15 protein-coding genes are annotated in these 22,848 nt (G+C 44.7%); 4 read left to right on the forward strand and 11 right to left on the reverse strand.

Annotated features, from left to right (window positions below):
* Nucleotide 1 precedes the first annotated feature (1 nt).
* The 7 genes from P0M28_RS09555 to hemE form a co-directional block, all read right to left on the reverse strand.
* Nucleotides 2–499, reverse strand: coding sequence for a hypothetical protein (locus P0M28_RS09555; protein WP_302209645.1), 498 nt, complete (start codon nucleotides 497–499; stop codon nucleotides 2–4).
* A 17-nt stretch (nucleotides 500–516) separates the two neighbouring features.
* Nucleotides 517–2,007, reverse strand: a complete 1,491-nt coding sequence (locus P0M28_RS09560; RefSeq protein ID WP_302209646.1) for a SusD/RagB family nutrient-binding outer membrane lipoprotein — start codon at nucleotides 2,005–2,007, stop codon at nucleotides 517–519.
* Nucleotides 2,008–2,028: 21 nt separating this feature from the next.
* A complete protein-coding gene (locus P0M28_RS09565) occupies nucleotides 2,029–5,259 on the reverse strand; it encodes a SusC/RagA family TonB-linked outer membrane protein (RefSeq protein ID WP_367281908.1) in 3,231 nt (1,076 codons plus the stop codon).
* An 830-nt stretch (nucleotides 5,260–6,089) separates the two neighbouring features.
* On the reverse strand, nucleotides 6,090–6,470 hold the full coding sequence (locus P0M28_RS09570; RefSeq protein WP_302209647.1) for a hypothetical protein: 381 nt from the start codon (nucleotides 6,468–6,470) through the stop codon (nucleotides 6,090–6,092).
* 70 nt (nucleotides 6,471–6,540) lie between these two features.
* Nucleotides 6,541–8,124: a SusD/RagB family nutrient-binding outer membrane lipoprotein gene (locus P0M28_RS09575; protein ID WP_302209648.1), complete on the reverse strand. Its 1,584-nt coding sequence runs from the start codon at nucleotides 8,122–8,124 to the stop codon at nucleotides 6,541–6,543.
* Nucleotides 8,125–8,188: 64 nt separating this feature from the next.
* Nucleotides 8,189–11,437, reverse strand: coding sequence for a SusC/RagA family TonB-linked outer membrane protein (locus P0M28_RS09580; RefSeq protein ID WP_302209650.1), 3,249 nt, complete (start codon nucleotides 11,435–11,437; stop codon nucleotides 8,189–8,191).
* 521 nt (nucleotides 11,438–11,958) lie between these two features.
* On the reverse strand, nucleotides 11,959–12,996 hold the full coding sequence (hemE, locus tag P0M28_RS09585; RefSeq protein ID WP_302209651.1) for a uroporphyrinogen decarboxylase: 1,038 nt from the start codon (nucleotides 12,994–12,996) through the stop codon (nucleotides 11,959–11,961).
* Between the two features lie 321 nt (nucleotides 12,997–13,317).
* Between hemE and P0M28_RS09590 the strand changes: the two genes are divergently transcribed.
* Nucleotides 13,318–14,682 carry an NAD-dependent succinate-semialdehyde dehydrogenase gene (locus tag P0M28_RS09590; RefSeq protein ID WP_302209652.1) on the forward strand — a complete coding sequence of 455 codons (1,365 nt, stop codon included), beginning with the start codon at nucleotides 13,318–13,320 and terminating at the stop codon, nucleotides 14,680–14,682.
* Between the two features lie 110 nt (nucleotides 14,683–14,792).
* Nucleotides 14,793–16,775 carry a sensor histidine kinase gene (locus P0M28_RS09595; protein ID WP_302209653.1) on the forward strand — a complete coding sequence of 661 codons (1,983 nt, stop codon included), beginning with the start codon at nucleotides 14,793–14,795 and terminating at the stop codon, nucleotides 16,773–16,775.
* On the opposite strand, the gene kdsB is transcribed toward P0M28_RS09595, so the two are convergent.
* Together kdsB and P0M28_RS09605 are read right to left on the reverse strand one after the other, a co-directional pair.
* A complete protein-coding gene (gene kdsB / locus P0M28_RS09600; RefSeq protein WP_302209654.1) occupies nucleotides 16,768–17,511 on the reverse strand; it encodes a 3-deoxy-manno-octulosonate cytidylyltransferase in 744 nt (247 codons plus the stop codon). The two genes, P0M28_RS09595 and kdsB, sit on opposite strands and share 8 nt — an antisense overlap.
* Before the next feature lie 135 nt (nucleotides 17,512–17,646).
* Nucleotides 17,647–17,931 (reverse strand): DUF427 domain-containing protein, encoded by a 285-nt coding sequence (locus tag P0M28_RS09605; protein WP_302209656.1) that lies wholly within the window; start codon nucleotides 17,929–17,931, stop codon nucleotides 17,647–17,649.
* A gap of 234 nt (nucleotides 17,932–18,165) precedes the next feature.
* Between P0M28_RS09605 and P0M28_RS09610 the strand changes: the two genes are divergently transcribed.
* A complete protein-coding gene (locus P0M28_RS09610; RefSeq protein ID WP_302209658.1) occupies nucleotides 18,166–19,500 on the forward strand; it encodes an NAD(P)/FAD-dependent oxidoreductase in 1,335 nt (444 codons plus the stop codon).
* Nucleotides 19,501–19,559: 59 nt separating this feature from the next.
* On the opposite strand, the gene P0M28_RS09615 is transcribed toward P0M28_RS09610, so the two are convergent.
* Both P0M28_RS09615 and P0M28_RS09620 read right to left on the reverse strand, forming a co-directional pair.
* Nucleotides 19,560–19,961 carry a response regulator gene (locus P0M28_RS09615; protein WP_302209659.1) on the reverse strand — a complete coding sequence of 134 codons (402 nt, stop codon included), beginning with the start codon at nucleotides 19,959–19,961 and terminating at the stop codon, nucleotides 19,560–19,562.
* 16 nt (nucleotides 19,962–19,977) lie between these two features.
* Nucleotides 19,978–21,960: a PAS domain-containing sensor histidine kinase gene (locus P0M28_RS09620; RefSeq protein ID WP_302209660.1), complete on the reverse strand. Its 1,983-nt coding sequence runs from the start codon at nucleotides 21,958–21,960 to the stop codon at nucleotides 19,978–19,980.
* A gap of 285 nt (nucleotides 21,961–22,245) precedes the next feature.
* Between P0M28_RS09620 and P0M28_RS09625 the strand changes: the two genes are divergently transcribed.
* Entirely contained in the window at nucleotides 22,246–22,848 is a 603-nt protein-coding gene (locus P0M28_RS09625) for a hypothetical protein (protein WP_302209662.1), read from the forward strand.

The raw sequence follows: 22,848 nt of genomic DNA on the forward strand, positions 1-22,848 counted from the left end.
CTTACTCTACGATAAACGCCCGAACTTCGGTAGGAACAATTACCTGCTGATCAGATAATTGAATTTCAAAGATAAACTCTATTTCATCCTCGACTGCCAGGGTATCGGTATCGCTAATGGCTTGGTTTATTTCCGCAATAGTGGTTGTAAACGTAGCCTGCCGTCCGTTGCCAGGAATAGGGGTGCTTCGATAGAAAATAGCCGGATTTTCAGCACTCTCCGCTTCTAGGTTTCCTACATTTACGCTAAACCCACCTGCCACTTGCTGTATCTGACTAATGGTCAAGCCACTCTCTTCCGGTATTTCCATCGTAAACTCTATAGTGCCATCACTAATAGGCACTTCTATAAACGGCGAGAAACCGTAAGTAGTAGCGTTAGGAAAGGTAACGGGTATCTCTGGACGGTTATCTTCCAGAAATTGTCCGTAGTGATCTTCGCAGCTAGCTAATAATACTACTAGGCCAACAATGGCAAATTGAAATATATACTTTTTCATAATTATCTTAGTTAGCATTAATTATTTACATCCCACCATACCGGTACATTAGATGCAGGCGGAGTGCTTGGGACATTTTCATTATTGGTAATGGTCTCAGCGGTGTAAAAAACCCGTAGGGGAATAGTGCCATCAACTCCATCAGCATTTAGGGATAGTGGTAAGGTCGGGTAACCGGTACGGCGGAAATCATTCCACGATTCGTAACCGTACCCAGTAAAAGCAATGTACTTTTGCTCAATAATTTGGGCCAACTGTTCTTCGGTACTACCACTCAAGGTTACTACATTAGGGTTAGCCGCAAAGTACGCATCAATAGCAGTCCCCTCAATACCTGCTAGTTCCATAGAAGCCCGAATACCTGCTTGATAAAGCTCTTGAGCCGTACCTGCTTGTGTGATACCAAAACGAAGGGCAGCCTCGGCTAAAATAAATTTGGTTTGGAAATTGGTAAGTAAGCGAACCGGACCTTCACCATTGGCTCCGGTTACATAAGCGTTAAACTGAGAGTAAGTCTCTGGATTAGGTAACGAACCCCGGAAGCCATTCTCGAAGGATACGTATTCACCTTCAGTTTGGGTGTAGAAGATTGGTAATCGCGGGTCATTCAATCCTTCTAGCCGTGTTTGGAAACGTGAACTTAATGCCATATCATTCTGGAATATACCCAAATTAGTATACGAATACACTGGACTCTGACTTCCTACACTTCCTCCAAAATTCACATTCAGGTCGTGCGCGTTTTCCGTCATATATACTGCTTCACCGCCTGTTCCTTGGCTTATTACAGACTGTATCTCTTGCTGTGCTCGTTCAGGGGCTACTTCGCTTAACTGCATTGCTAGCTTAAGTAGCAAGGTGTTGCCAGCCCGTCTCCATAAGTCTACGTCACCGCCGTAAACTATATCATCAGCACCAGGAGAAACCGCGCTTTCCATACCTAGAAATGATAACCCTTCCCTAGTCAGATCAAATAGGCTTTGCACTGTTCGTCCGTCTACCTCACCGCCTAGATAAATTAGCTCCTGGGGATCAAGATCTGGCTGGATGACCGCGCTGTCTCCCAAAAGAGCTTCTGAATACGGAATATCTCCCCAAAAATCGGTGGTTAAGGCAAAAACATACGCCTGCATAATTTTGGAGATACCAATGTAGGCATTGCCATTTATTTCTTCGGCAGCAGTAATACATTGGCGCCCGTTGATTAAGGCACCACCGTATATTTCAAACTCCCATTGGTTATTGAAATCGGTTCCATCGAGAATGTAAACATCATATCCGCGAGGTCCTCCGGCCGCACCATAGTTATACTGCATTACGGTTGAGGTAAATCGGTTCAGAGCATTCGCGTTAACAAATGCTGCCCCCGCTAGCACCGTAGGTAGCAATACATCCGGGGTAACCGCGAGCGGGTTGTTAGGAGTCTCGTTGACATCCAGGTAGTCTTCACAGCCTGTACTCCAGAGCAAAGAGACTACCGATAATATAGAAACTAATATTTTTTTCATGACTTTGATTTTCTAAATTCTTTAAAGCGTCACTCTTACATTAAACCCGTAGTTGCGAACATTCGGTGGGCCGTTCAAATCTAGCCCTCGAATATTACCGGCTCCCTGCTTATTAATTTCGGGGTCGCCTGGGAAGCCAGGTGCGTACAGTAATAGGTTTCTTCCGGATACACCAATAGTTACATCACCAAACGGCGAGTTTTCTAACAGACTGGCTGGTAGGCTGTAACTTAAACTGAGTTCTCGTAAACGGTAGGTAGTGGCATCAAAGGCAGCTCCCTCATCAGCCAAACCACCTAGCCCACCCCAGTACCGCTGTGAGCTAATCTGGATATTATTAGGGCGAAACGTTCCATCACTATTTTCAATAACTCCGGGTAAAATACGAGGCTGCTCACGATCTACTCCCGTTACTGCCAATGATCCGTTACTTCGCTGGTCAGGAATAGTGAACGAATAAAGCTCACCTCCTTGCTGAGTATCTACCAAAGCCGATAAAGTGAAACCTTTATATCGGATAGTATTGGTTAAACCTGCGGTCCAATCAGGGTTAGGGTCAGCAACAACTACCCCCGACTCGTAAGGCTGGTACGTTCCAGTTTCGGGGTTAATCAGCAATTCCCCCGCATCATTTCGTGGTCTACGGCGGGAAATAATAACTCCGTATGGTTCCCCCACTCGGATGGAAGGAGCGATACCAATAAAACTGTTTCCATCAAGCACTGATGATTCATTTGCAATATCTACGCCTTCAATAATATCCAATACCTCGTTTCTAATTCGGGTATAGTTCAACGAAACATCCCACGTTAGATCACCAGATCTTACCGGAGTAGCATTGAGCAAAAATTCTAATCCGCGGTTTTCCATTTCACCGGAGTTGGTAGTCAACGTACTAAAGCCTGACCCGGCAGCAATCGTTACATCCAGAATCTGATCGCGAGAAACGGTATAGAAGTACGTTGCATCTAAGGTTAGACGATTATTAAACAGACCTACGTTGATACCCCCTTCGTAAGAAGTAGTGAACTCGGGAGTCAGGTTTGCATTTCCAACTCGGGAACCGATCTGAAAACCAGGAACGCTAGACCCACCCACTGAAAGGGGGAACTGAATATTAGCTACGTTATTACCGTACTGACCGGTTACAAATACCGAGTTAAGCAAATACGGATCAGCATCCCGACCTACACGGGCAGCACTACCTCGCACCTTCAAATAAGGCAAAATGTCAGAATCAATTCCTAAAGCCTCAGTCACTACAAAGCTTAAAGCACCGGCTGGGTAAAAGTATCCGCTATTTTCGGTAGGAAGTGTAGAGGACTGATCGTAGCGTCCGGTAAATTCGGCAAATAGAAACTCGCGATAGTTAGCCGAAATTTGACCGTAGTACCCTACTAATCTTCTTTGCGAGCTAAACTCTTCGCTTCCGGTAAATACGGCGGCGTTATTTACGTTATAGAAATTAGGAATGGTAAGCTCATCAGCTTGTATTTGCTGATTCTGGAAATCGCGCTGATTTAGGTTATGCCCCAAAAGTACGTCAAAGTTTAACCCATCAGTAAATACATCTGATTTGTTAGCACTGATGAGTAAGTCTCCGTTGAGTTCCGAGCGGAAGAATAAATCTTCAGTTACTTGACCAGTAGGAGCTCGGCCAGAGCCAATGGCTTGAGTGAATTTTCTTCGATCGGTGTAGACATCAGCTGTAACCCGGTAACGAACATTCAGCCAGGGGGCAATATCGTACCCTATGCTAAAGTTCCCGAATACCCGGTCTACTTGGGTGTCAACTACTTCATTCTCTAGGCTCCAGAGCGGATGATTATTGCTAGCTGAGTAGTAGATGCTTTGCCCGGTATTAGGATCAGCAAATGGTCGCCCTACCAAGTCAAAGCTACGGGGAATACGGGTAATTTGCCCGAAGGCACTTCCTCCATTTCCTTGTACACTACCCAACTGATTGTTCTGAGCGTAGTTGATTTTTCCATCTACAACCAAACCGTTGTCTAGTTTGCTACTTCCCCCCACTGATACATTGTAGCGAGCCAGCTCACTATTACGCACAATACCTCGCTGGTTGGTGTTACCCAAGGATAGAATAAAACTCTTATCAGCGTCTCCACCGGCAATACTTACAGTGTTCTGAATGATTCTGCCGGTGCGGTAGAAGTCATTAATATTATCGGGATATGCTTGGAATGGCACCTCTTCTTCCTGAAGGGTAGTAACGACAGGTTGTCCATCCGCTATTCGTACATCGGTACTTCTAGGGTAGGAACCCAAACCGAACTGAGGTCCCCAAGAGCTACCTGTAGTATTGATATATCGGTTTTGTGACCCTTGCCCGTACGTGTTCTGTAGCTCGGGTAAGTACGAGGGCGTCTGGAAGTTAGTAGAGTGAGTTAATGTTACTTGGGTTCGTCCTTTCAACCCTTTACCCGATTTGGTAGTAATGAGAATTGCTCCATTGGATGCTCGAGAACCGTATAGTGCCGCAGCAGCTGGTCCCTTTAGCACATTAATAGAAGCAATATCTTCCGGGTTCAAATCACCTAATCGGTTGGTGGGTTGATTACCAAAGAGGGTATTAATTCCTCCTACACCATCGCTACCATTATCTACATCATTACTGAAAATGATTTCATCAATAACAACTAATGGTTGGTTGTTGCCATTAAAGGAAGTAAATCCGCGGATGTTGATATTGGTAGATGCACCCGGCGCACCACTACCCGAAGTAATATTTACTCCGGCTACTTTTCCTTGTAACGAGTTTAGCACATCGGGGGATGATTTCTGCTGAATAACTTCGCCTTCCAATTGCTGAACTGAATAGCCTAAGGAACGCTCGTCCCGCTCAACCCCTTGCGCCGTTACTACTACTTCCTGTAGTGACTGCACATCAGACTGTAGACTTACATCAACGGTACTTTGGTTACCAACCGTCACTTCTTGAGAAGCAAACCCAATAAACGAAAATTCAATCACGCTCTCGGAACTAGGTACAGTGAGGCGGTATTCGCCGTCAATGTTAGTTACTGTACCAACGGTTGATCCTTTTACCACCACGTTCACCCCAGGCACGGGCTGATTATCTTCCGCAGAGGTAACTGTACCTGATACAGTCTGCTCTTGAGCCAGCGTTACTGAGGCCATGCCCCATAACGCAAATAGGAATAGCCACTTACCGACTTTTGGGAATCGGCAAGCCCACTGTTCCGCTACGTAATTTGTAGAACTGTTCTTCATAAGTTAAGATAGAATTATTTGATAGGTAAAAAATAATGACTGTTTACTGTAGTAGTCGCTGAGGGTTGGCTAGTCAAAACTATTCGGCAGATTGTAGGCATGCCGAATAGCAATTGCGTACAAACATAGCTTCTGAAATTCCAAAAGTCAACCTTTGCTTGATCTAAGTTAGAAAATATTACACCAATCTTACATAGAAATAAGCGAAAATGTAAGTAAACGGACGATCTGTTTGTTTAAAAAATATCGAATTATTACCGCTGTAAGGCTACTTTACTATTATCTTGAACAAAAAAACATGCTCGTGAGATTAATAGTTAATGGTATCAATCCAAGAGTCGTACAAAATAGAAAGTATGAATATCACTCTACACGTTTAAATCTTTTTAACTTTAGTTTTACAATTTATCTCTTACCTCTTCCTTTGGTTAGCTGTTGTTTGTTTTCCTAACCGAAGTGAAGTACCTAATATAGAATAGCGAGCAACAAGTATTTTTGGTAGGCGACTGTCGAGTTATCATCCAAATAACTCATACTATACCGTTCAGTGGAGTACACAAAAAATCTAGTGGCTCTTTACCAAAAGAACTTAAAATTGCACTGGCAATCTAGTACGTCTACAGTGGCTGATCCTCAGTAGATCGCTTCGTTCAGACAACAAACTTTCCCCTAAGAAGCGAAAAAGCGGACCAAGACCTCTCGTTAGCCTAAATGTCAAAACGCCTCAGTATTTAACAGGCTTACGTTGATTTGGAATAGGCTTCTTAGAAACAAAAAAGCACGGGAAATTCTCCCGTGCTTTTCATTATGTTTTATAAAATGTAGCTGATTTATCCTTCTTCTTCTTCTTTTTCTACGACGGATACTGTTCTTGTCCCATTAATACCCAACGCTTCTACCTGTATAACACCACTACCTACTTGGTCGAAGAATACGCTAACACTGAATTTGTTCGTATTTTCCACGAATGTAAAACTAGGATCTACTGTCCAAATGTACTCTTCGTTCTCGTATAAGCTGGTGTAAAAGGTAATAGTATCCCCTACGAATACTTCTACCACGTTAGGCCATAGTTCTTCACCGTCAGCACTAACAATTAGTCGGGTAGGCTCTAGTGGTTCGGCTTCTTCCTCTTCACACGCCATGGTAGCAACAAGGGCAGATAGGCAAAGTGCCATTATCAATCGTTTAAATAATATGTTCTTGTTCATGAGTGTAGTCTAATAGTATTGCAAGGTAAAATGAACCAAGTAGGTGATAGCTACTTGGTATTATTAAAATTTAGTTCTCTACGTCCCACCACATACGCGATTCCATGGTATTACCTTCGGATAGGCGAGCTACGGCCTCATCATAATTTGCTTTATTCAAGTCAGACTCAATCTGAGCGTAGGCTCGACGGCGAGGAATAGCCCGTCCTTCTACTGCGGCGGGGGCGGGGGCTAGTTCAGGGTAACCAGTACGGCGCCACTCAGCCCAGGCTTGTAGGCCTTGCATGTAAAGAGCAACCCACTTTTGCTCACCAATTTGCTGCAAAGCAGTAGCTTGGTTGAAAGCAACTCCAGGCTGGGTTAAATAGGCTGCAATTTCTTCGGGGGCAATTTGTGCTTGTAGGCTGGTTTTCACCCCAGAAACTGCTTCACCAATATCTTCCTTATAAATCGCATCAAAATCAGTACTGGCAGCTTGAGCATCCCAGAATTCCATAGAGGCACGAATAGCCTGCTCATATAGTTCTTGGGCATTACCCCCAACCCACCCTCGGGCAGCAGCTTCGGCCTGAATGAATAATACCTCAGGGTATGTCATTATTAAGCTGGGCGAAGTGGCCGAACGAACGGTGGCTCCCGGAAATGAGATAGAAGCATTGGTAATACTACCCGCATCAGCCGCGCTCACCCCGTAGGGCATTCCGGCAATGGCTAAGTCAGTACTAGCATCCTTAGCATATGCTGCTAATGTTCCACCAGTAGGACTAGCGTAAATCGGCAATCTAGGGTCGCTATTACCACTCATATAGTCTTCCAATTCATTACTAATAGCGTAATCCGTACGAGTCAGGAAGTGCTGGAAGTAGGTATTATCATTGGCAGCATCGGCTAGGTTAGCAAAAATGGCGTTGTCATCATTGCTGGTAAACACACCTGAGCCAAGGGCACTGGTAATAGCGGCTTGGGCTTGCTCAGGGGCTACCGCTGACATACGCATACCGATCCGCATTTTTAGCGACTGGGCAAAGAGCTTCCACTTGGCCATATTGCCTCCGTAGATTACATCGCCCACTACTCCGGTTTCTGCCGTATTAATCTGCGCGGTAGCCTCATCTAGCTCTTTAATCAAGTCGGGGTATATGTCCTTTTGGTGGTCGTAGATAGGTAAAAATATTTCACGGCCTTGTAGGGCTTCGCTGTAGGGAATATCCCCCCAAATATCGGTGAGCTGATGGAATGTCCAGGCTTTTAGTATACGGGCTACCGCAATTTGGTTGCTATTACTTCCAAAGCTTTGGACTTCGGTCATTGTTTCTTCGTCGGTGTTCAACCGAATAATTTCCTGAAGATCAGACAGTCCACCCAAGCTAGTACCTGTGTTAGGTTGAGAGCCGCGGTAGTACTGGCTAAAATCTGAGTCGGGAGTTTCATATCGGCTAGTATTAGTATACTGGGTTTCAGCCCATAGTTGAGCGTATAATGATCCGTTAGTATTGAATATATTTTTTAAGCCCCGTTGAGCGTGTGTCAACAAATACGAAGTAGGTACTTCTGTAGGGTTATTGGGGTCTCTATTTATTTCCTCAAAGTCATCGGTACAGGCACCTACCAGCACTAAGGCCAGCATCACTCCCCATAATTTTATCGTTTTCATAGTTATATATTTTGAATAGGAGGATGCCCCAATGGGAACACCCTTACCTAATGTTAGCAATGGTTTATAATTTGATGTTAAGGTTGAATCCTAGCGAACGGTTACTAGGCAATTGTCCGTTTTCAAATCCTTGGATGTTACCCGAACCTAAAGCACTTTCCGGATCAACATTAGGAATGTTAGAGTGCAGTAACGCTAAGTTACGCCCTACAAACGATAGTGAAATGGACTGCACCGGAATGTTTTCGTACAGTGACTTGGGAAAAGTGTAACCAATTCGCACTTCCCGCAGCTTCACAAAGCTAGCATCATAAACGTAGTTCTCGCGGATAGAACGAAGGTGCTGGAAGTAGGCAGCCGCATCTACCGGAAGGGTATTTTCTTCGTATACTGGGGCTTCCTCGGTACCGGTGTTCACTACGCCTGCGGCGATAACTCCCCCGCTGTTCGGGTCAACGACTCCGTTATCAACTAGTACCGGATCGCGCAGAGGATTACCCAATGCGTTATCTCCTACAGTGCTGGCTAGTAGTCCTGAGTACTCACCGTAGCGATTAGTCACCGAGTACAGATCACCGCCCTTCTGGAAGTCTACCAATACACTAGCGTTCACCCCTTTGAAAGAGAACTGGTTCATAACCCCACCGGTAAAGTCGGGCATAATGTTTCCTACCACCTGATCAAGTTCGCGTTCGTAAAAACCGTCGTCTCCCACAATACGTTGCCCGTCATCGGTAAGCAAGAAAGACTCCGTTACAATCGCGCCGTAAGGCTCTCCCTCACGGGCGTTAATAGAAGGTCCCCAGCTAGAGATCAAATAATTATCTTGTTCGTCAGTCAGTTCAACTACTTCATTCTGGTTACGAGCCCAGTTGGCCGTGATATCCCATCTGAAGCTATTAGCCAGCTCAATAGGAGTGGCGGTCAGCATTACCTCCCAGCCTCGGTTGGTTACGAGCCCAGCATTGATAACTGCATCGCGGAAACCACTGGTAGCTGATACATCTAGCGGAATGATTTGGTCGGTAGTCTTATTATCGTAGTAGGTAACATCCAACCCTAAGCGATTTTGGAAAAAGCGCAGATCTATCCCAGCTTCGTAAGAGGTCGTAATTTCCGGCTTAAGCTCGCTATTATTCAATCGGTTGGGCACTGAGAAAGCCGGTAGGTCGCCGTAGTTATTTTCGGAACGGTACACCACTGCTAAACGGTAAGGATCAGTGTCGTTACCTACTTGTGCCCAACCCGCTCGCACTTTCATAAAGGATAAGGCTGATAGCCCAGGAAGCAACTCAGAAACTACCACACTGGTAGTAACCGATGGATATAGGTATGAATTATTACCCGAAGGTAGGGTAGATGACCAATCGTTACGTAAGGTTCCCTCTACGTACACAATATCCCGGAAACCAACGTTAGCACTTCCGTATACACTATTAACTCGCCGTCGGCTCTCGTAATCATTAATGATCGGCCGATCAATAGAAGCTTCCACATTAAAGAAGTTAGGTACGTTCAATCCACCCACGGTGCGGTTGGTATTACGGAATAGTATATTATCTCGGCGATTAGCCCCTAGATTGGCGCCTAAGGAGAAATCATCGGTAAGCTGCTTGTTATACTGCATCAGTACCTCAAAGTTGTTCTCTCTCACCTCCCGGATTTCTTCGGCATACATATCCTGCGGAATCATACCTGTAGCAATACGGTCATCGCGACGATCAGTGTAGTAGTCGGTACGGGCCCAACCAGTTATCTTTAGTGAGGGGGCAATGTCGTACGATAGCGAGATATTTCCGAAGAGGCGCTCACGCTGGCTGTTAGCGTAGCTGTTATACAGTACGTAGTAGGGGTTCTCCCAGTACAGTGGCTCTAAATTGGTAGGACTTTTAATATTCCAGGTACGATCTTGCCCTTGAGCATTTTGGTAGTTACGCAGTTTATCGGTGTCTAGCTGACGCTGGTACCACTGATTAAATGCCGTTACTACGTTACCCGCATCTTGACCGTAACCTGTACTGGGAACACCGTCTACGCTATTTCGTACGTAGTTGATGTTGGTAGAAACATTAAGTTTCTCAGTAAGTTGGGTGCTTCCGTTAAAGCCTACGCTGTTTCGCTCCAACTGGCTATTAGGCATTGTACCTTTTTGGCTCAGGTTGGTATACGATAGCCGAAACAGGGTAGTCTCATTACCTCCCGACAGAGCTACGCTGTTGGTAAGGGTACGACCAGTCTCGTAAAAATCACGGATGTTGTTGGAGTGGGGCACAAACGGGGTCAGCTGCCCAAAATCAGGATCGTCGGGATACCAGCTATACCACTGACGCACCAATTGGCCTTCCATGCGGGGGCCCCAGCTTTCGTCAGCCGCGTAGTTTACTACGGGTTGCCCTTCGTGTAGGTCAAACTCTTGCTTATAACCTCCGCCGTATTCGTTTTGGTAGTCAGGTAAAATGTAAGGATTCTCAAACGTAAGATTAGTGTTAATCTCTACCCCAATTCCCTTGCGAGCCGTTCCTTTTTTGGTAGTAATTAGAATCACTCCGTTGGATGCTCGGGAGCCGTAGAGTGCGGCAGCACTGGGCCCTTTCAGTACTGACATAGACTCAATATCATCAGGGTTGATGTCCTGAATAGCGTTTCCGTAGTCTCTTCCACCGCTACCCCGCTGGGTATTGGTGGTATTGAAATTAGAGTTGTCTATCGGAGTTCCGTCAATAACAAATAACGGTTGGTTGTCACCAGAGATAGAGTTGATTCCCCGCAAAATAACCCGAGATGACCCTCCTATGTTGCCCGAAGCTCCAGTAACTTGCACTCCGGCTACCTTCCCAGCCAAAGAGTTAACGATGTTAGTTTCACGGGCTTGGGTAAGCTCTTCGCCTTTTACTTCTTGTACGGCGTAGCCGAGCGAGCGCTCTTCCCGCTCTACGCCCAAAGCGGTTACTACCACTTCCGAAAGTTGCTGAGCATCTTCAGACATGGTAACATTTAGTGTAGATTGGTTGCCGATAACCACTTCTGTGCTTTCCAAACCGATAAAAGAAAACACCAATATACCGTCCTCACTGGGCACAGAGAGGCTGAAGTCGCCTTCAATATCAGTAACGGTTCCTTGCGTGGTACCTTTCAGGATAACGTTTACGCCCGGCAAGGGATCACCGCCTTCCTCAGAAGTAACTTTTCCAGAGATGATGCGACCCTGAGCTATCGCCCCCAAGGCAAATAGCGCAAAAAACGCACTAGTCAGGAGCCAACGCGCTAGCGTCCTCCCAGGTAAAGATGATGAGTAGTTTGTAGAAATTCTCATAAGATTAGAGTTTAATTGTAATTTCAGTATGTCTGTAGTTTATTAATAATTATGAAAGCAAAAGCTTACTAAGCTGACTAGCTATATGGTGGGAATATGACTGAACAATCATATCCAGATCCGAGATTTCAAAGAACTAAATAGATGGTGTAAGCAACCACGTTTGGTTGCTAGGCTCTCCCTAAGAATATTAGGAATCACTAAACTAAATCTTAAATTTTATATATACAAAGAAACACTATAGATAAATTTAAAGCCACCCCTTTTCCTATTATATTAAGACATTTAACAGTAATAATATTTTTATTTTTATACATAAAACAGTATTTAATTCTTATAAGAATAGGCAATAGTAGTTATACTATCACAGATAAAAGTCTAGTTATCGTTTAAATTAGCGATAGAATAAAAAAAATAAAAAGAGGTGAACTTGCATATTTGCAGAGGCAAAAAATGGTAAAATGCAGCAGAAAAATATATTCCACCTACTAATCAACCTGCTAAGAAGATAAGGGGGTAAGTTAGATGGGTTTCGTGTGGTGCTCCTTCACGGTATCAATGAAGCAGCGAACATGATCGGGGGAAATATCGGGGTAAACTCCGTGGCCCAAATTGGCAATATGCTGCTGAGGCCCAAACGCATCCAGCATCTGATGGGTAGCCTGCTTAATGTCACCAAAACTGGCGTAAAGGGCGGCCGGATCTAAGTTACCTTGCAAAACCTTATTGTTACCAACTACCGAGCGAGCGTGGTGAACTTCGGTATTCCAGTCGATACCCACCGTGGCGCAAGGTAGCCGACCAATCTGGGCTAGGCTAGCGTAGGCTCCCTTAGCGAATACGGTAATAGGCACTTCCGTAATGGCTTCGCAGATTTGCTGAATATACGTTAAAGAAAAATGCTCGAAGTGCAATGGAGGTAGTATTCCCGCCCAAGAATCAAATATCTGTACCACGTCGGCTCCAGCAGCAACCTGTGCTTTCAAGTAGCGGATGGTGCTTTCGGTAATCATGCTGAGCAACTGACGCGATAGGTCAGGCTGGGTGTAGAGCATTGCCCGCGCCTTTGAGAAGGTTTTACTACCCGAACCTTCTATCATGTAGGCAAAGATCGTCCAAGGGGCGCCAGCAAAGCCGATCAGCGGTACTCGTCCGTCCAGCTCCTTTTTTACAAGTTTGATTGCTTCGGGCGTATACGCTAAGTCATCGGAAATATCGGCTACTTTAAGCCGATCAATATCAGCTTTACTGCTCACCGTGCGCGGAAACACTGGTCCCCGGCTTTCCACCATCTCGTAGGGCAAGCCCATTGCTTCGGGAATCACCAGAATGTCAGAAAAGATAATCGCGGCATCTACTCCTAATAAATCTACCGGTTGAATGGTAACCTCAGCGGCTCGCTCAGGGGTTTTCACTAACTCAACAAAGCCACTCAATTGCGCCCGTACGGCTCGGTATTCAGGTAAAATTCGTCCGGCTTGGCGCATAAGCCACACTGGAGTTCGTTCAGTTTTTTCTCCCCGAATGGTGCGAAGCAGTAGATCATTTTTTAGTGGCATAACCGAAGAACGGATTTAGAGAAGAGGAAGTTTGATGGGTCAGTTGGGTCAGTCAGGAAAGGAAAGGAAATATTTTAGCATTCCACAGATAATTGAACCATTTGCTATTGATAGAATAAGCAGCCATATAATAACATCTTTCCTTAATCTGTCTATTGATTTTATGACAGCTTCTATTTCTTTTGAAAAATTTTCTATACTCATGCGGATGATTATTTGTTAAGGCTACAACCGTCCACTTCCGAAACTTCCATGAATGTTTACTGATAATTGTGTAAATATACGTAAAATACCAGTATCGCTTTTTAATCTAATCGTATTATGCCTATCCAAAGTATCAACCCAATTAATAATCAACTGATTCAAGAATTTGAAGAACATACTGACAAGGATATTGAAAAAGTACTTAGCCGGGCTGAAAGCACTTACAACCACTGGAGAAGAGTAGCCTTTGCTGAACGAACTCAGCTCATGCTGGCTGCTGCCGCTCAGTTAAAGCAACGCAAAACCCACTACGCTCAACTAATGACCGACGAAATGGGCAAGGTAAAGCAAGAAGCGATTGCCGAAGTAGAAAAGTGTGCGCTAACCTGCGAATATTACGCCGAACGGGCGGAGAAGTTTCTAGCCGACGAGTCGCTCAGTGTTCCTGAAGGTGAAGCCTACATCGCTTACGATCCTATTGGAGCTGTACTAGCGGTGATGCCCTGGAATTTTCCCTTTTGGCAAGTCGTTCGCTTTGCCGCTCCCAACCTGATGGCAGGCAATGTTGGAATACTAAAACATGCTTCTAATGTTCCTCAGTGTGCTTTGGCACTGGAAGAAGTATTTCGCGAAGCTGGTTTTCCTGAAGGTGCTTTTCAAACATTACTAATCTCTAATGAGCAAGTAAATTATTTACTGGAAGATCGCCGAGTGAGAGCCGCTACCCTCACCGGCAGCGAGGGGGCGGGCAGCAGCGTAGCCCGCAAGGCGGGAGAACAAATTAAAAAAACGGTGCTAGAGCTAGGCGGTAGCGATCCGTTTATTGTACTAGCCGATGCCGATGTGGCGCAAGCAGCCGAAATTGGAGTGAAAGCCCGCATGATTAACTGTGGACAAAGCTGCATTGCTGCCAAACGATTTATCATTCACCGATCAATCTACGATGATTTTGTCACTCTGTTTTTACAGAAAATGCAGCAATTGAAACAAGGTAACCCCAACGAAGTAGAAACTGACTACGGCCCTATGGCTCGAGCTGATTTGGCCGATGAACTGGTAAATCAAGTACAAAAATCAGTAGCAAAGGGGGCAAAAGTATTACTAGGCGGAGCACGACCAAATAGAGAAGGGGCATTTCTGGATGCTACGGTATTAACTAATATCTCGCCCGGCACACCCGCTTACGATGAAGAGCTATTTGGCCCGGTGGCTTGTCTGTTCAAAGTAGATTCAGAAGATGAAGCGATCCGTATTGCGAATGACTCTCCCTACGGATTAGGTGGCTCGGTTTGGACGCAAGATATTGAGCGAGGTAAAGTGCTTGCTCGGCAGATTGAGTCGGGTGCTGTCTATATCAATAAAATGATGGCTTCGCACCCCGCCGTACCCTTTGGAGGGGTAAAGCTTTCGGGTTACGGACGTGAATTATCCCATCTGGGTATTCGCGAATTTGTTAATCAAAAAACCGTATGGATTAATTAATTTTCTGTATAGTTTTTAAAAAGTCATTTCGCTGGTAAGTTAAAAAGGCGTATAATTAGCAGAAGATTATATCATCTAAGGGTATAACTCTTCTGTTTAAGGGATTTTTCATGTGCCGACGGCTTTTCTTACTCACTACTTTATTATTGCTGGTGGGTTGTTCTCCTTTTGAAAGTAAACCTCAAGCGAAACAAGGGTTGCTAGATCTCAGCGCGTGGTCGTGGGACAACGACGGGGTTATTGCGTTAACTGGTCAGTGGAGCTTCTATTGGAAGCAACTTGTTGCACCCGAAGCGTTTCCGTCATCTACGCTAGACGCAGAAGGATTTACGCAAGTGCCAAATACTTGGCATCAAGATTTATTTAACAATGTATTGCCGTCGGGTACCGGATATGCTACCTATCGACTGAAAATACAACTACCCGCCGACTCCGTTCCGCTTTCGCTTCGAGTTAATACAGCTTCTACCGCTATGCGTATCTGGATAAACGGAACATCCGTCTACGAAGTGGGGAAAGTAGCTACCTCAGCCGCTGAAGCTGTTCCCGATTATAAACCGCAAGTAGTGCCCATCTCTTTTGCTCCGGTGCTGGATATCGTTATTCACCTCTCTAATTATCACTACCGCAAGGGTGGGTTGTGGGACGCTTTGCAGCTTGGCCCTCATAGAATGGTAGCTCGCCAGTGGATTCGGGACTATGTTGTTGTATTTTTTCTTATCGGTAGCTTCATCATCATGGCTCTGTACCACCTCATTTTATATCTCTACCGACAAAATGATAAATCTCCCCTGTATTTCAGTATCTTTTGTCTGCTTATTGTTATCCGTACCCTCAGCACCGAGTTGTATATTATTGCCCAAGTTCTACCCTGGCCCTGGGTGATACGGGCTGAGTTGCTAAGTTTTTATTTATGTGTACCCGTTTTTGCAGCTTTTGCTTTTGCTATTTATCCTCAGGCAGTTCCACGGGTCTTCTTAAGAACCGTTACTATAGTTACTGGTGTGTTCTGTAGTATCGTACTTATTTTTCCGCCGCTGTGGTCTAGTCATACCGTAGTTCCGTTTGAAGTATTTGCTGTATCAGCAAGTTTATACGGTCTCTACAAAGTAATAAAAGCTCCGTGGCATCAGCTTGATGATATTGTTACCTTCTTATTAGGTCTGGGGTGTCTATTTGTTGCCCTGATTAACGACTCGCTACATGCCAATAATATTATCTACACTTTTTTCGTGGCGCCTATTGGGTTGTTCTTCTTTCTGTTCTTTCAATCTGCTTTGCTCTCCCGTCGCTTCTCTCAAACCGCTAATGCGCTAGAAGCCACCAATAGTCGGCTAGAGCAGAAAAATCAGCTCATTGAGGAAACCAATGAAGAGTTGTCCCGCCTCAACCGGGAAATGGATGTGTTTGTGTACCGTACTTCCCACGATCTACGGGCACCACTTACTTCATTGCTAGGTATTATCAATCTGATGCGGGAAGAATCGCCCTCACCCGAAAATAAGGTGTATCTGGATCTGCAAGAACGGTCTATTTATAAATTAGATGGATTTGTTCGGGAAATACTGGATTACTCCCGCAACTCTCAGTTAGCCATTACCCCCGAACCTATTAATTTCCCCTTACTAATTGATGAAACCTACGCTCTGTATACGCATCTTCCTCAGTATGAAAAGATCGAGAAACGCACTGAACTCAATGATTCTACTAGTTTTATGGGAGATACCAAGCGACTAGAGGTGGTTTTCAACAACCTTATTTCTAATGCGCTACGCTACTACAACCCTTACGAAGAGCACCCCTACGTGCAAATTAGCATTGACGTTAGTGAAAAGCGTGCCCTGATTCAAGTGGAAGACAATGGACTAGGGATTGCCCCAGAGCACATTGATCGTATATTCGACATGTTTTACCGAGCCAGCAACCACCAAGAAAGCTCGGGGTTAGGACTGTTCTTGGTGAAGGAAACGATCGTAAAAATGCGAGGAACCATCAGGGTTGAGTCTGCAGTAAACCAGGGCACTACCTTTACCATTGATTTGCCAAATTGCCCAGAAAAAACAGAAGAGGTACCGCCTGAATCTGCTACTTAATATCCATATGCTGTTTCGCCCGTTCTAGGTCGGCCGGAGTATCTACACTCAGGCTTTTGTGTTTGGTGATACCTACTTTTATGCGGTAGCCATTTTCAATCCAGCGTAACTGCTCTAACGACTCGGCTTTCTCCAGTGGTGACACGGGTAGTTCGGTGATTTCTCGCAAAATATCGGCTCGATAAGCGTACAGATGAACGTGTTTATAAAAAGTATGATGCTGCAACCACTTATCTGCCGGAACATCCCGTAGGTAAGGGATCGCCGTTCGGCTGAAATAAATCGCTTCCCGATGAGCATTGAAAATCACTTTCATCATGTTAGGGTTACTCAGTACCGAAGCGTCGCGAATCTCAGATACTAGTGTACCCAACTGGGTTTGGCCATCCAGTAAGTGGGCAAGTTCATCAATGGCTTGGGGCTGCACAAAGGGTTCGTCTCCCTGAATATTAATTACGTAATCATACGCCTCAGCTTGTTGAGCTAAGGCTTCTCGACAGCGATCGGTGCCCGACGGGTGATCGGGACTGGTCAGGCTTACCGCCCCCCCAAAAGAGACAATATGTTCGGCTATTTTCTCATGATCGGTGGCAACAATTACTTTATCTAATTTCTTGGCTTGCAGTGCCTGTTCGTATACGCGCTGCACCATACTTTTACCGCCAATATCGGCCAGTACCTTTTGTGGAAATCTCGATGATGCCCAGCGAGCCGGAATGATACCCAGAATTTTCATTGAGTTGCTGATTGTTCTTTGAGCAGGGAGCGTAGGGCGGGGCGATTGGTGTTCTGCCCCATGCACCGAGCTCCCTGCTATTTATTGCTAAAGCTACTATCAGTTTGTAATTTTCAACTATCAATTTTCCATTATTCACTCTTTCACTTCTACTTTGTTGGGGTAAAATGCTACATGACCTTTTATTTGTTGGGCAGCATCCTTCGGTGATGGGTAGTACCAGGCTACATCTTTGGCTACTTCACCTTCTACACCTAAATTGTAGTAAGAAGCTTCTCCTTTCCAGGGACAAGTAGTCTGCATATTACTCTCGGTAAAGTACTCCCACTTAATTGATTCCGGCGGAAAATAATGATTTCCTTCTACTACTTCCGTCTGATCGCTTTCGGCAATTACTTGGTCGTTAAAAATAGCTTTCATAATTGTTGGGGTTTAGCCCCGGAACCTATCCGGGGTAGATTTTGGGGTTGGCATTGCGAAACTTCAATTATCTCGTCAGAATACTAAGCAATGACCATCCGAATACTTGAACACGGTAACCTGTAAAGTGTTATACCAACTGGCTAGGCTTTTTCACTTTACTAAAAGAATGACAGAAATACGAACAATTTGGTTGGGAAGGTCTTATCAGAGAGTATAATTTTTCCTAAATCTATGAGTCAGTACGGGCTACGCATTCCTGATCCGAAAAACAAAAAAAGAGTAGTTATTGTCGGTGGCGGCTTTGGCGGCATGAACTTACTAAAGCACCTGGATGAGAACGTATATCAAGTAGTGTTATTTGATAGAAACAACTTTCACACTTTTGTACCACTGCTGTATCAGGTAGCTACTGCCGGTATTGAACCCGACTCTATTGTAGATCCTCTTCGTAATTTGCTGCGAAAACGGATTGATACACATTTCCGAATGATGAAGGTACTACAGGTGCGCCCGGAAAATCAGGAAATTGATACTGCCATTGGGCCTCTGCACTACGATTATCTGGTTATTGCCACCGGCACAGATGCCAACTTTTACGGCAACAAAAATATCGAGTCTAAAGCACTGAAGCTGCAAACACTACAGGACTCGCTAAATATGCGAAGCCGTATCTTGCAAAATTTTGAGATGGCTACGCTGTCTAACGATAAAGCTGAGCGCGACCGTCTAACCAACTTTATTATTGTGGGCGGAGGGCCTACGGGAGTAGAATTAGCTGGAACAATAGCTGAACTTCGTAAGTACGTACTACCTCGCGACTATCCTGAATTAGATTTTGGGATTATGAATATTTACCTGGTACATAGCCGCGACTACCTACTACCGTACATGCCCGAAAAGGCAGGTCGCCAAGCAGGAAAGTTTTTACGAAACATGGGAGTAGAACTTGTTCTTAATACAAAAGTTACTGACTACGACGGTCACGTGGCCACGCTCAATGATGGCCGTACACTAGACGGCGAATGCCTGATTTGGTGCGCCGGAGTACAGGGGATGACCATTCCGGGTTTTCCCGAAGAGAGTACCGAGCGAAGTAACTATGTAGTGGATGAGTTCAGTCAGGTGCGAGGTGTAGATCATGTTTTTGCTATTGGCGATATTGCCCTGCAAAAAACAGCAGAGTACCCCGACGGTCACCCGGGAGTGGCTCAAACGGCTATTCAGCATGGAAAGCAATTGGCTGTAAACCTGAAGCGAATCAGTCTTAAGCAAGAAATGAAGCCATTCCGCTACACTAATCGGGGTACTATTGCCACCATTGGGCGCAACAAAGCGGTAGCCAATTTTTTAGGCAAGATTCGTTCTGGTGGTTGGTTTGCTTGGTTTGCCTGGTGGGTAGTGCATATTTATTATCTGGTTGGGTTTCGGAACAAGCTAGGCACACTTTCTAACTGGATACTCAACTACTTCTCTTTTCGCCACAGTAGCCGCCTAATTGTTCGCCCCTTTGTACGACGAAATGATAGCCAGGAGCAAGAATTGTTTGCTAAGAATATTGACGCTTAATTATGCTTTTGTACTGGCTTTGTTTCAAAAAAGAATGTCTCTCCTTCTTAACACAGTTCCTAAGAAAAATATTTTTTCAGGATGTGTTTCAGCTTTACCTCGGTCAGCGGTTTATTTAGCATATCGGCTAGATTGGAACGTTCGATCTTTGCTACATCTGTCGGGTTGTTTGAGCTGGTCAGCATCACAATAATCACTGATTGTCGGAGGCTTTCTTCTAGCCTCTCATAAGCTTGCAGAAACTCAAGACCATTCATTCCCGGCATATTCATGTCTAGTAAGATAAGACTGGGAAGACAGCTATTGCTCCGCGAGCGTTGTTTGATTACATTTAGTGCCTGCTGTCCGCTGGTAGTTACCAACACTTCTTGGGCTGCCGCTAAGTCATTAATTAATGACTCGTTTACAAAATTCGTAATCTCATCATCATCCACCAACAGGATGCAATCTATCTGTTGCATAAAAAAATAACGGATTTTAACGCTTAAAAAATACTACAAAAGTAGTTCCAGAACCGACTCTGCTCTCAACAGTAATTGTACCGCCCGCACCCTCAACAATTTTTTTAACGATATACAGTCCTACTCCTGTTCCCTCTACATGACTGTGCAAACGCTGGAACATAGAGAATAGTTTGGTATCTTGACTTAAATCCATGCCCAATCCATTATCTGAAACTTTTAGTACGTGGTGACCGTCCGTGGTATTGCACTGAATTCTTACAATAGGCTGCCGATTTGGATCATGATACTTAATAGCATTTGACAACAAGTTGTACACCACACTACGCAAATTTTTGGGTGAAAAGTTGATATACTCACCAACATCTACCGTAACCTCTAGCTTGGTACCTGATTGTTCAATGAGCATAGCGAGATCCATTTGAACGTCATCAATCATTTGCTTCAGATTGATGCTCTCCGTTGGCTGGTTAGATTGCTTCTGAAGCCGCGTGATTTCGCTCATATCTTCCAATGTATGAAGAAAACGAACAACGGATTTGTCTATTAAACCGAATACCTTCTGAATATTGGGTTTATTCATAACCTCAGCAGGTAGATGCCGCTCAAGCAGTTGCACTAGTGATTGAATATTGGTGATAGGAGTTTTAAGATCGTGTGAAGCAGTATAAATGAAGCTATCCAGATCAGTATTAATGAATTGAAGCTGGCGGTTGGTATCGGTTAACTTTTGATTGCTGGCCTGTACTTTCGCATTTGCTATCTGTAGATCTTCGTTCAGTATCTTTTGCTCGCGCGTAATCCGATACAGGGTTTCTGCCGCGAGCTTTTTTTCGTGAATATCGGTTGATGTACCTACCCACAACGTAATCTGCCCAGTTTCATCCCGCACAGGAACTGAGCGGCTCAGGTGCCAACGGTAGGTGCCATCGTGACGCAGTAGCCGGTTTTCGTGCGTAAACTCTGATCCGGTCTGCAAAGCATGCCAATAGTTGGCTAACATATCGTGTAAATCATCAGCATGAACCACCGGTCGCCACTTCCAACCAGCTAGTTGCTCATAGGCTAGTCCGGTATAATCAAACCACCGCTGACTGTAAAAGTCCACCGACCCATCGGGCAAATTCGTCCAAGTCATTTGCGGAATACTATTGAGCAAAGTACGAAAGTAGGTTTCGCTTTTCTCCAGCACCCGGCGTACTTCTACCCGTTGGGTAACTTCGGTTGCTACCATCACAATGCCCGTAACCTTGTGTTGTTCGTCCCGAAGAGGGTAGTACATAAAATCCCAATATCCCGTTTCGGGGCGACCGTAACGATTAATCTGAAAAGGCAATTCTTTAGCCACGTACGGATCACCGGTTGTCATTGTTTGATGGAGTAACTCTTCGTATCCTTGCCCTGCCAGTTCAGGTAATAGATCAAATAACGGAGTATTAAGTGCCTGCTGTTGTGTCTGCCCCAGCAACTCAACGAAAGCAGTGTTGGCCCACTCTATAATGTACTGAGCCCCCCGAAAAACCGCAACGGCTGCGGGTGCTTGCACAAACAGTGTAGATAAAAGATTGCGCTCAGCGGCAAGCGGCGGATTATCTAGCTCGAGGGGTACGCTTAACTTATGAATAATATAGCTGAGAGAATTATGCTCATCGAGTACAGGGGTGGTAAGCACATGAGCACTTGCTTTATGATTACTTTCTTCCAGAGGTAATGATAAAAGTACCTCGTCTTGGTATTGGCTAATTTTAAAGCTTGCCTGGTGAGCTTGCTTGGTGTGCAATACTTCCTGTAGGGAAGCGTGCAAACAAGCACTGTACCCATTATCAGTAATTGCGAATACCTCCTTCAGTGGCTTTCCTACTATTTCTTGACGTACTTTACCCGTTGCCGATAAGTAGGCTTTGCTGGCTGTAAGAATGGATAAATCAGGCGAAAGAAGTAGGTATAAATCCGGAACTGTGTTAAATACTTCAAGCTGATCTGTCGAAAAAATAGCCATAGGGCTCAGCAAATAATCTTTTGAGAAATTCTCAGTAGCAGCAATACTCCTGTACAGAGTGTCATCCGATGATTAAGAGCACTGAATCATTAACCGTTTTAAAGTTTCTTAGTAAGAAAATGATCTTTGTTTTAGTATCGTTTGCTCAATATCTCTAGGGCAAATAACTACAAGGAGCGAATAAAGTTATACTTCATCGGTAGGATTTATTCTTCCCTCTTCACACTATTTTAAAACAGTATACCAATGGCATTAACTTTTGCCAGGAATTGCCGTTTTTACGGTATGCGATTTCTGTCCCCCATTGTTTTTCTTCTGCTACTTAGTTCCTGCAATTACTCGGAGCAAATTTCCCAAGAATTGAATCAGGAGCCTTATTTCGATTTAACTGGCTTAGTAGCGCAACAACTCGTTCACTTAGACTCGCTATATCCCTCAGTAGAGATCACGGCTACTATTAATGATCGTAAAGAAGTGGAAACCATGCGGAAAGATAGTGCCAATTGGGCCGAGACGCTTAAACTATTCAGCGAGGCCAATATCAATCTTCCGGTACTCCAGGGTAGCTACCAAGTTACCGACAGTACCGACCAAGAACACGGATGGAATATTCGTACTTACCAAGCTCTGAAAACGGCCAATGTTGAAATTCCGTACTTAGCGGTCTACTATCAAAAAACTTTACAGGATGTTCGGAAGGTTGAGGCTATCTTTCGGGAGAAGAATATGTTGTACCGAACCGAACGCCATATGGAAATGCAGCTTACCCCCGCTGAAGTGGGACCATTACTTACGGAGTACCAGAGTAGTGGAACGCAAAAAATGCTTTTTCGCGATAGTGTGCATTATCAGCTACGTGCTACATTAAAGTATCCCTCGCTAAATTAA

It is taken from the genome of Tunicatimonas pelagia (assembly GCF_030506325.1).
In the GTDB taxonomy this organism is placed as follows: Bacteria; Bacteroidota; Bacteroidia; order Cytophagales; family Cyclobacteriaceae; genus Tunicatimonas; species Tunicatimonas pelagia.

Coding starts and splice junctions, on each gene's coding strand:
- P0M28_RS09615 (WP_302209659.1), bottom strand. CDS start 19,961: ATGCAACAGATAGATTGCATCCTGTTGGTGGATGATGATGAGATTACG.
- P0M28_RS09620 (WP_302209660.1), bottom strand. CDS start 21,960: ATGGCTATTTTTTCGACAGATCAGCTTGAAGTATTTAACACAGTTCCG.
- P0M28_RS09590 (WP_302209652.1), top strand. CDS start 13,318: ATGCCTATCCAAAGTATCAACCCAATTAATAATCAACTGATTCAAGAA.
- P0M28_RS09575 (WP_302209648.1), bottom strand. CDS start 8,124: ATGAAAACGATAAAATTATGGGGAGTGATGCTGGCCTTAGTGCTGGTA.
- P0M28_RS09625 (WP_302209662.1), top strand. CDS start 22,246: ATGCGATTTCTGTCCCCCATTGTTTTTCTTCTGCTACTTAGTTCCTGC.
- P0M28_RS09570 (WP_302209647.1), bottom strand. CDS start 6,470: ATGAACAAGAACATATTATTTAAACGATTGATAATGGCACTTTGCCTA.
- kdsB (WP_302209654.1), bottom strand. CDS start 17,511: ATGAAAATTCTGGGTATCATTCCGGCTCGCTGGGCATCATCGAGATTT.
- P0M28_RS09580 (WP_302209650.1), bottom strand. CDS start 11,437: ATGAGAATTTCTACAAACTACTCATCATCTTTACCTGGGAGGACGCTA.
- P0M28_RS09555 (WP_302209645.1), bottom strand. CDS start 499: ATGAAAAAGTATATATTTCAATTTGCCATTGTTGGCCTAGTAGTATTA.
- P0M28_RS09560 (WP_302209646.1), bottom strand. CDS start 2,007: ATGAAAAAAATATTAGTTTCTATATTATCGGTAGTCTCTTTGCTCTGG.
- hemE (WP_302209651.1), bottom strand. CDS start 12,996: ATGCCACTAAAAAATGATCTACTGCTTCGCACCATTCGGGGAGAAAAA.
- P0M28_RS09595 (WP_302209653.1), top strand. CDS start 14,793: ATGTGCCGACGGCTTTTCTTACTCACTACTTTATTATTGCTGGTGGGT.
- P0M28_RS09610 (WP_302209658.1), top strand. CDS start 18,166: ATGAGTCAGTACGGGCTACGCATTCCTGATCCGAAAAACAAAAAAAGA.
- P0M28_RS09605 (WP_302209656.1), bottom strand. CDS start 17,931: ATGAAAGCTATTTTTAACGACCAAGTAATTGCCGAAAGCGATCAGACG.
- P0M28_RS09565 (WP_367281908.1), bottom strand. CDS start 5,259: ATGAAGAACAGTTCTACAAATTACGTAGCGGAACAGTGGGCTTGCCGA.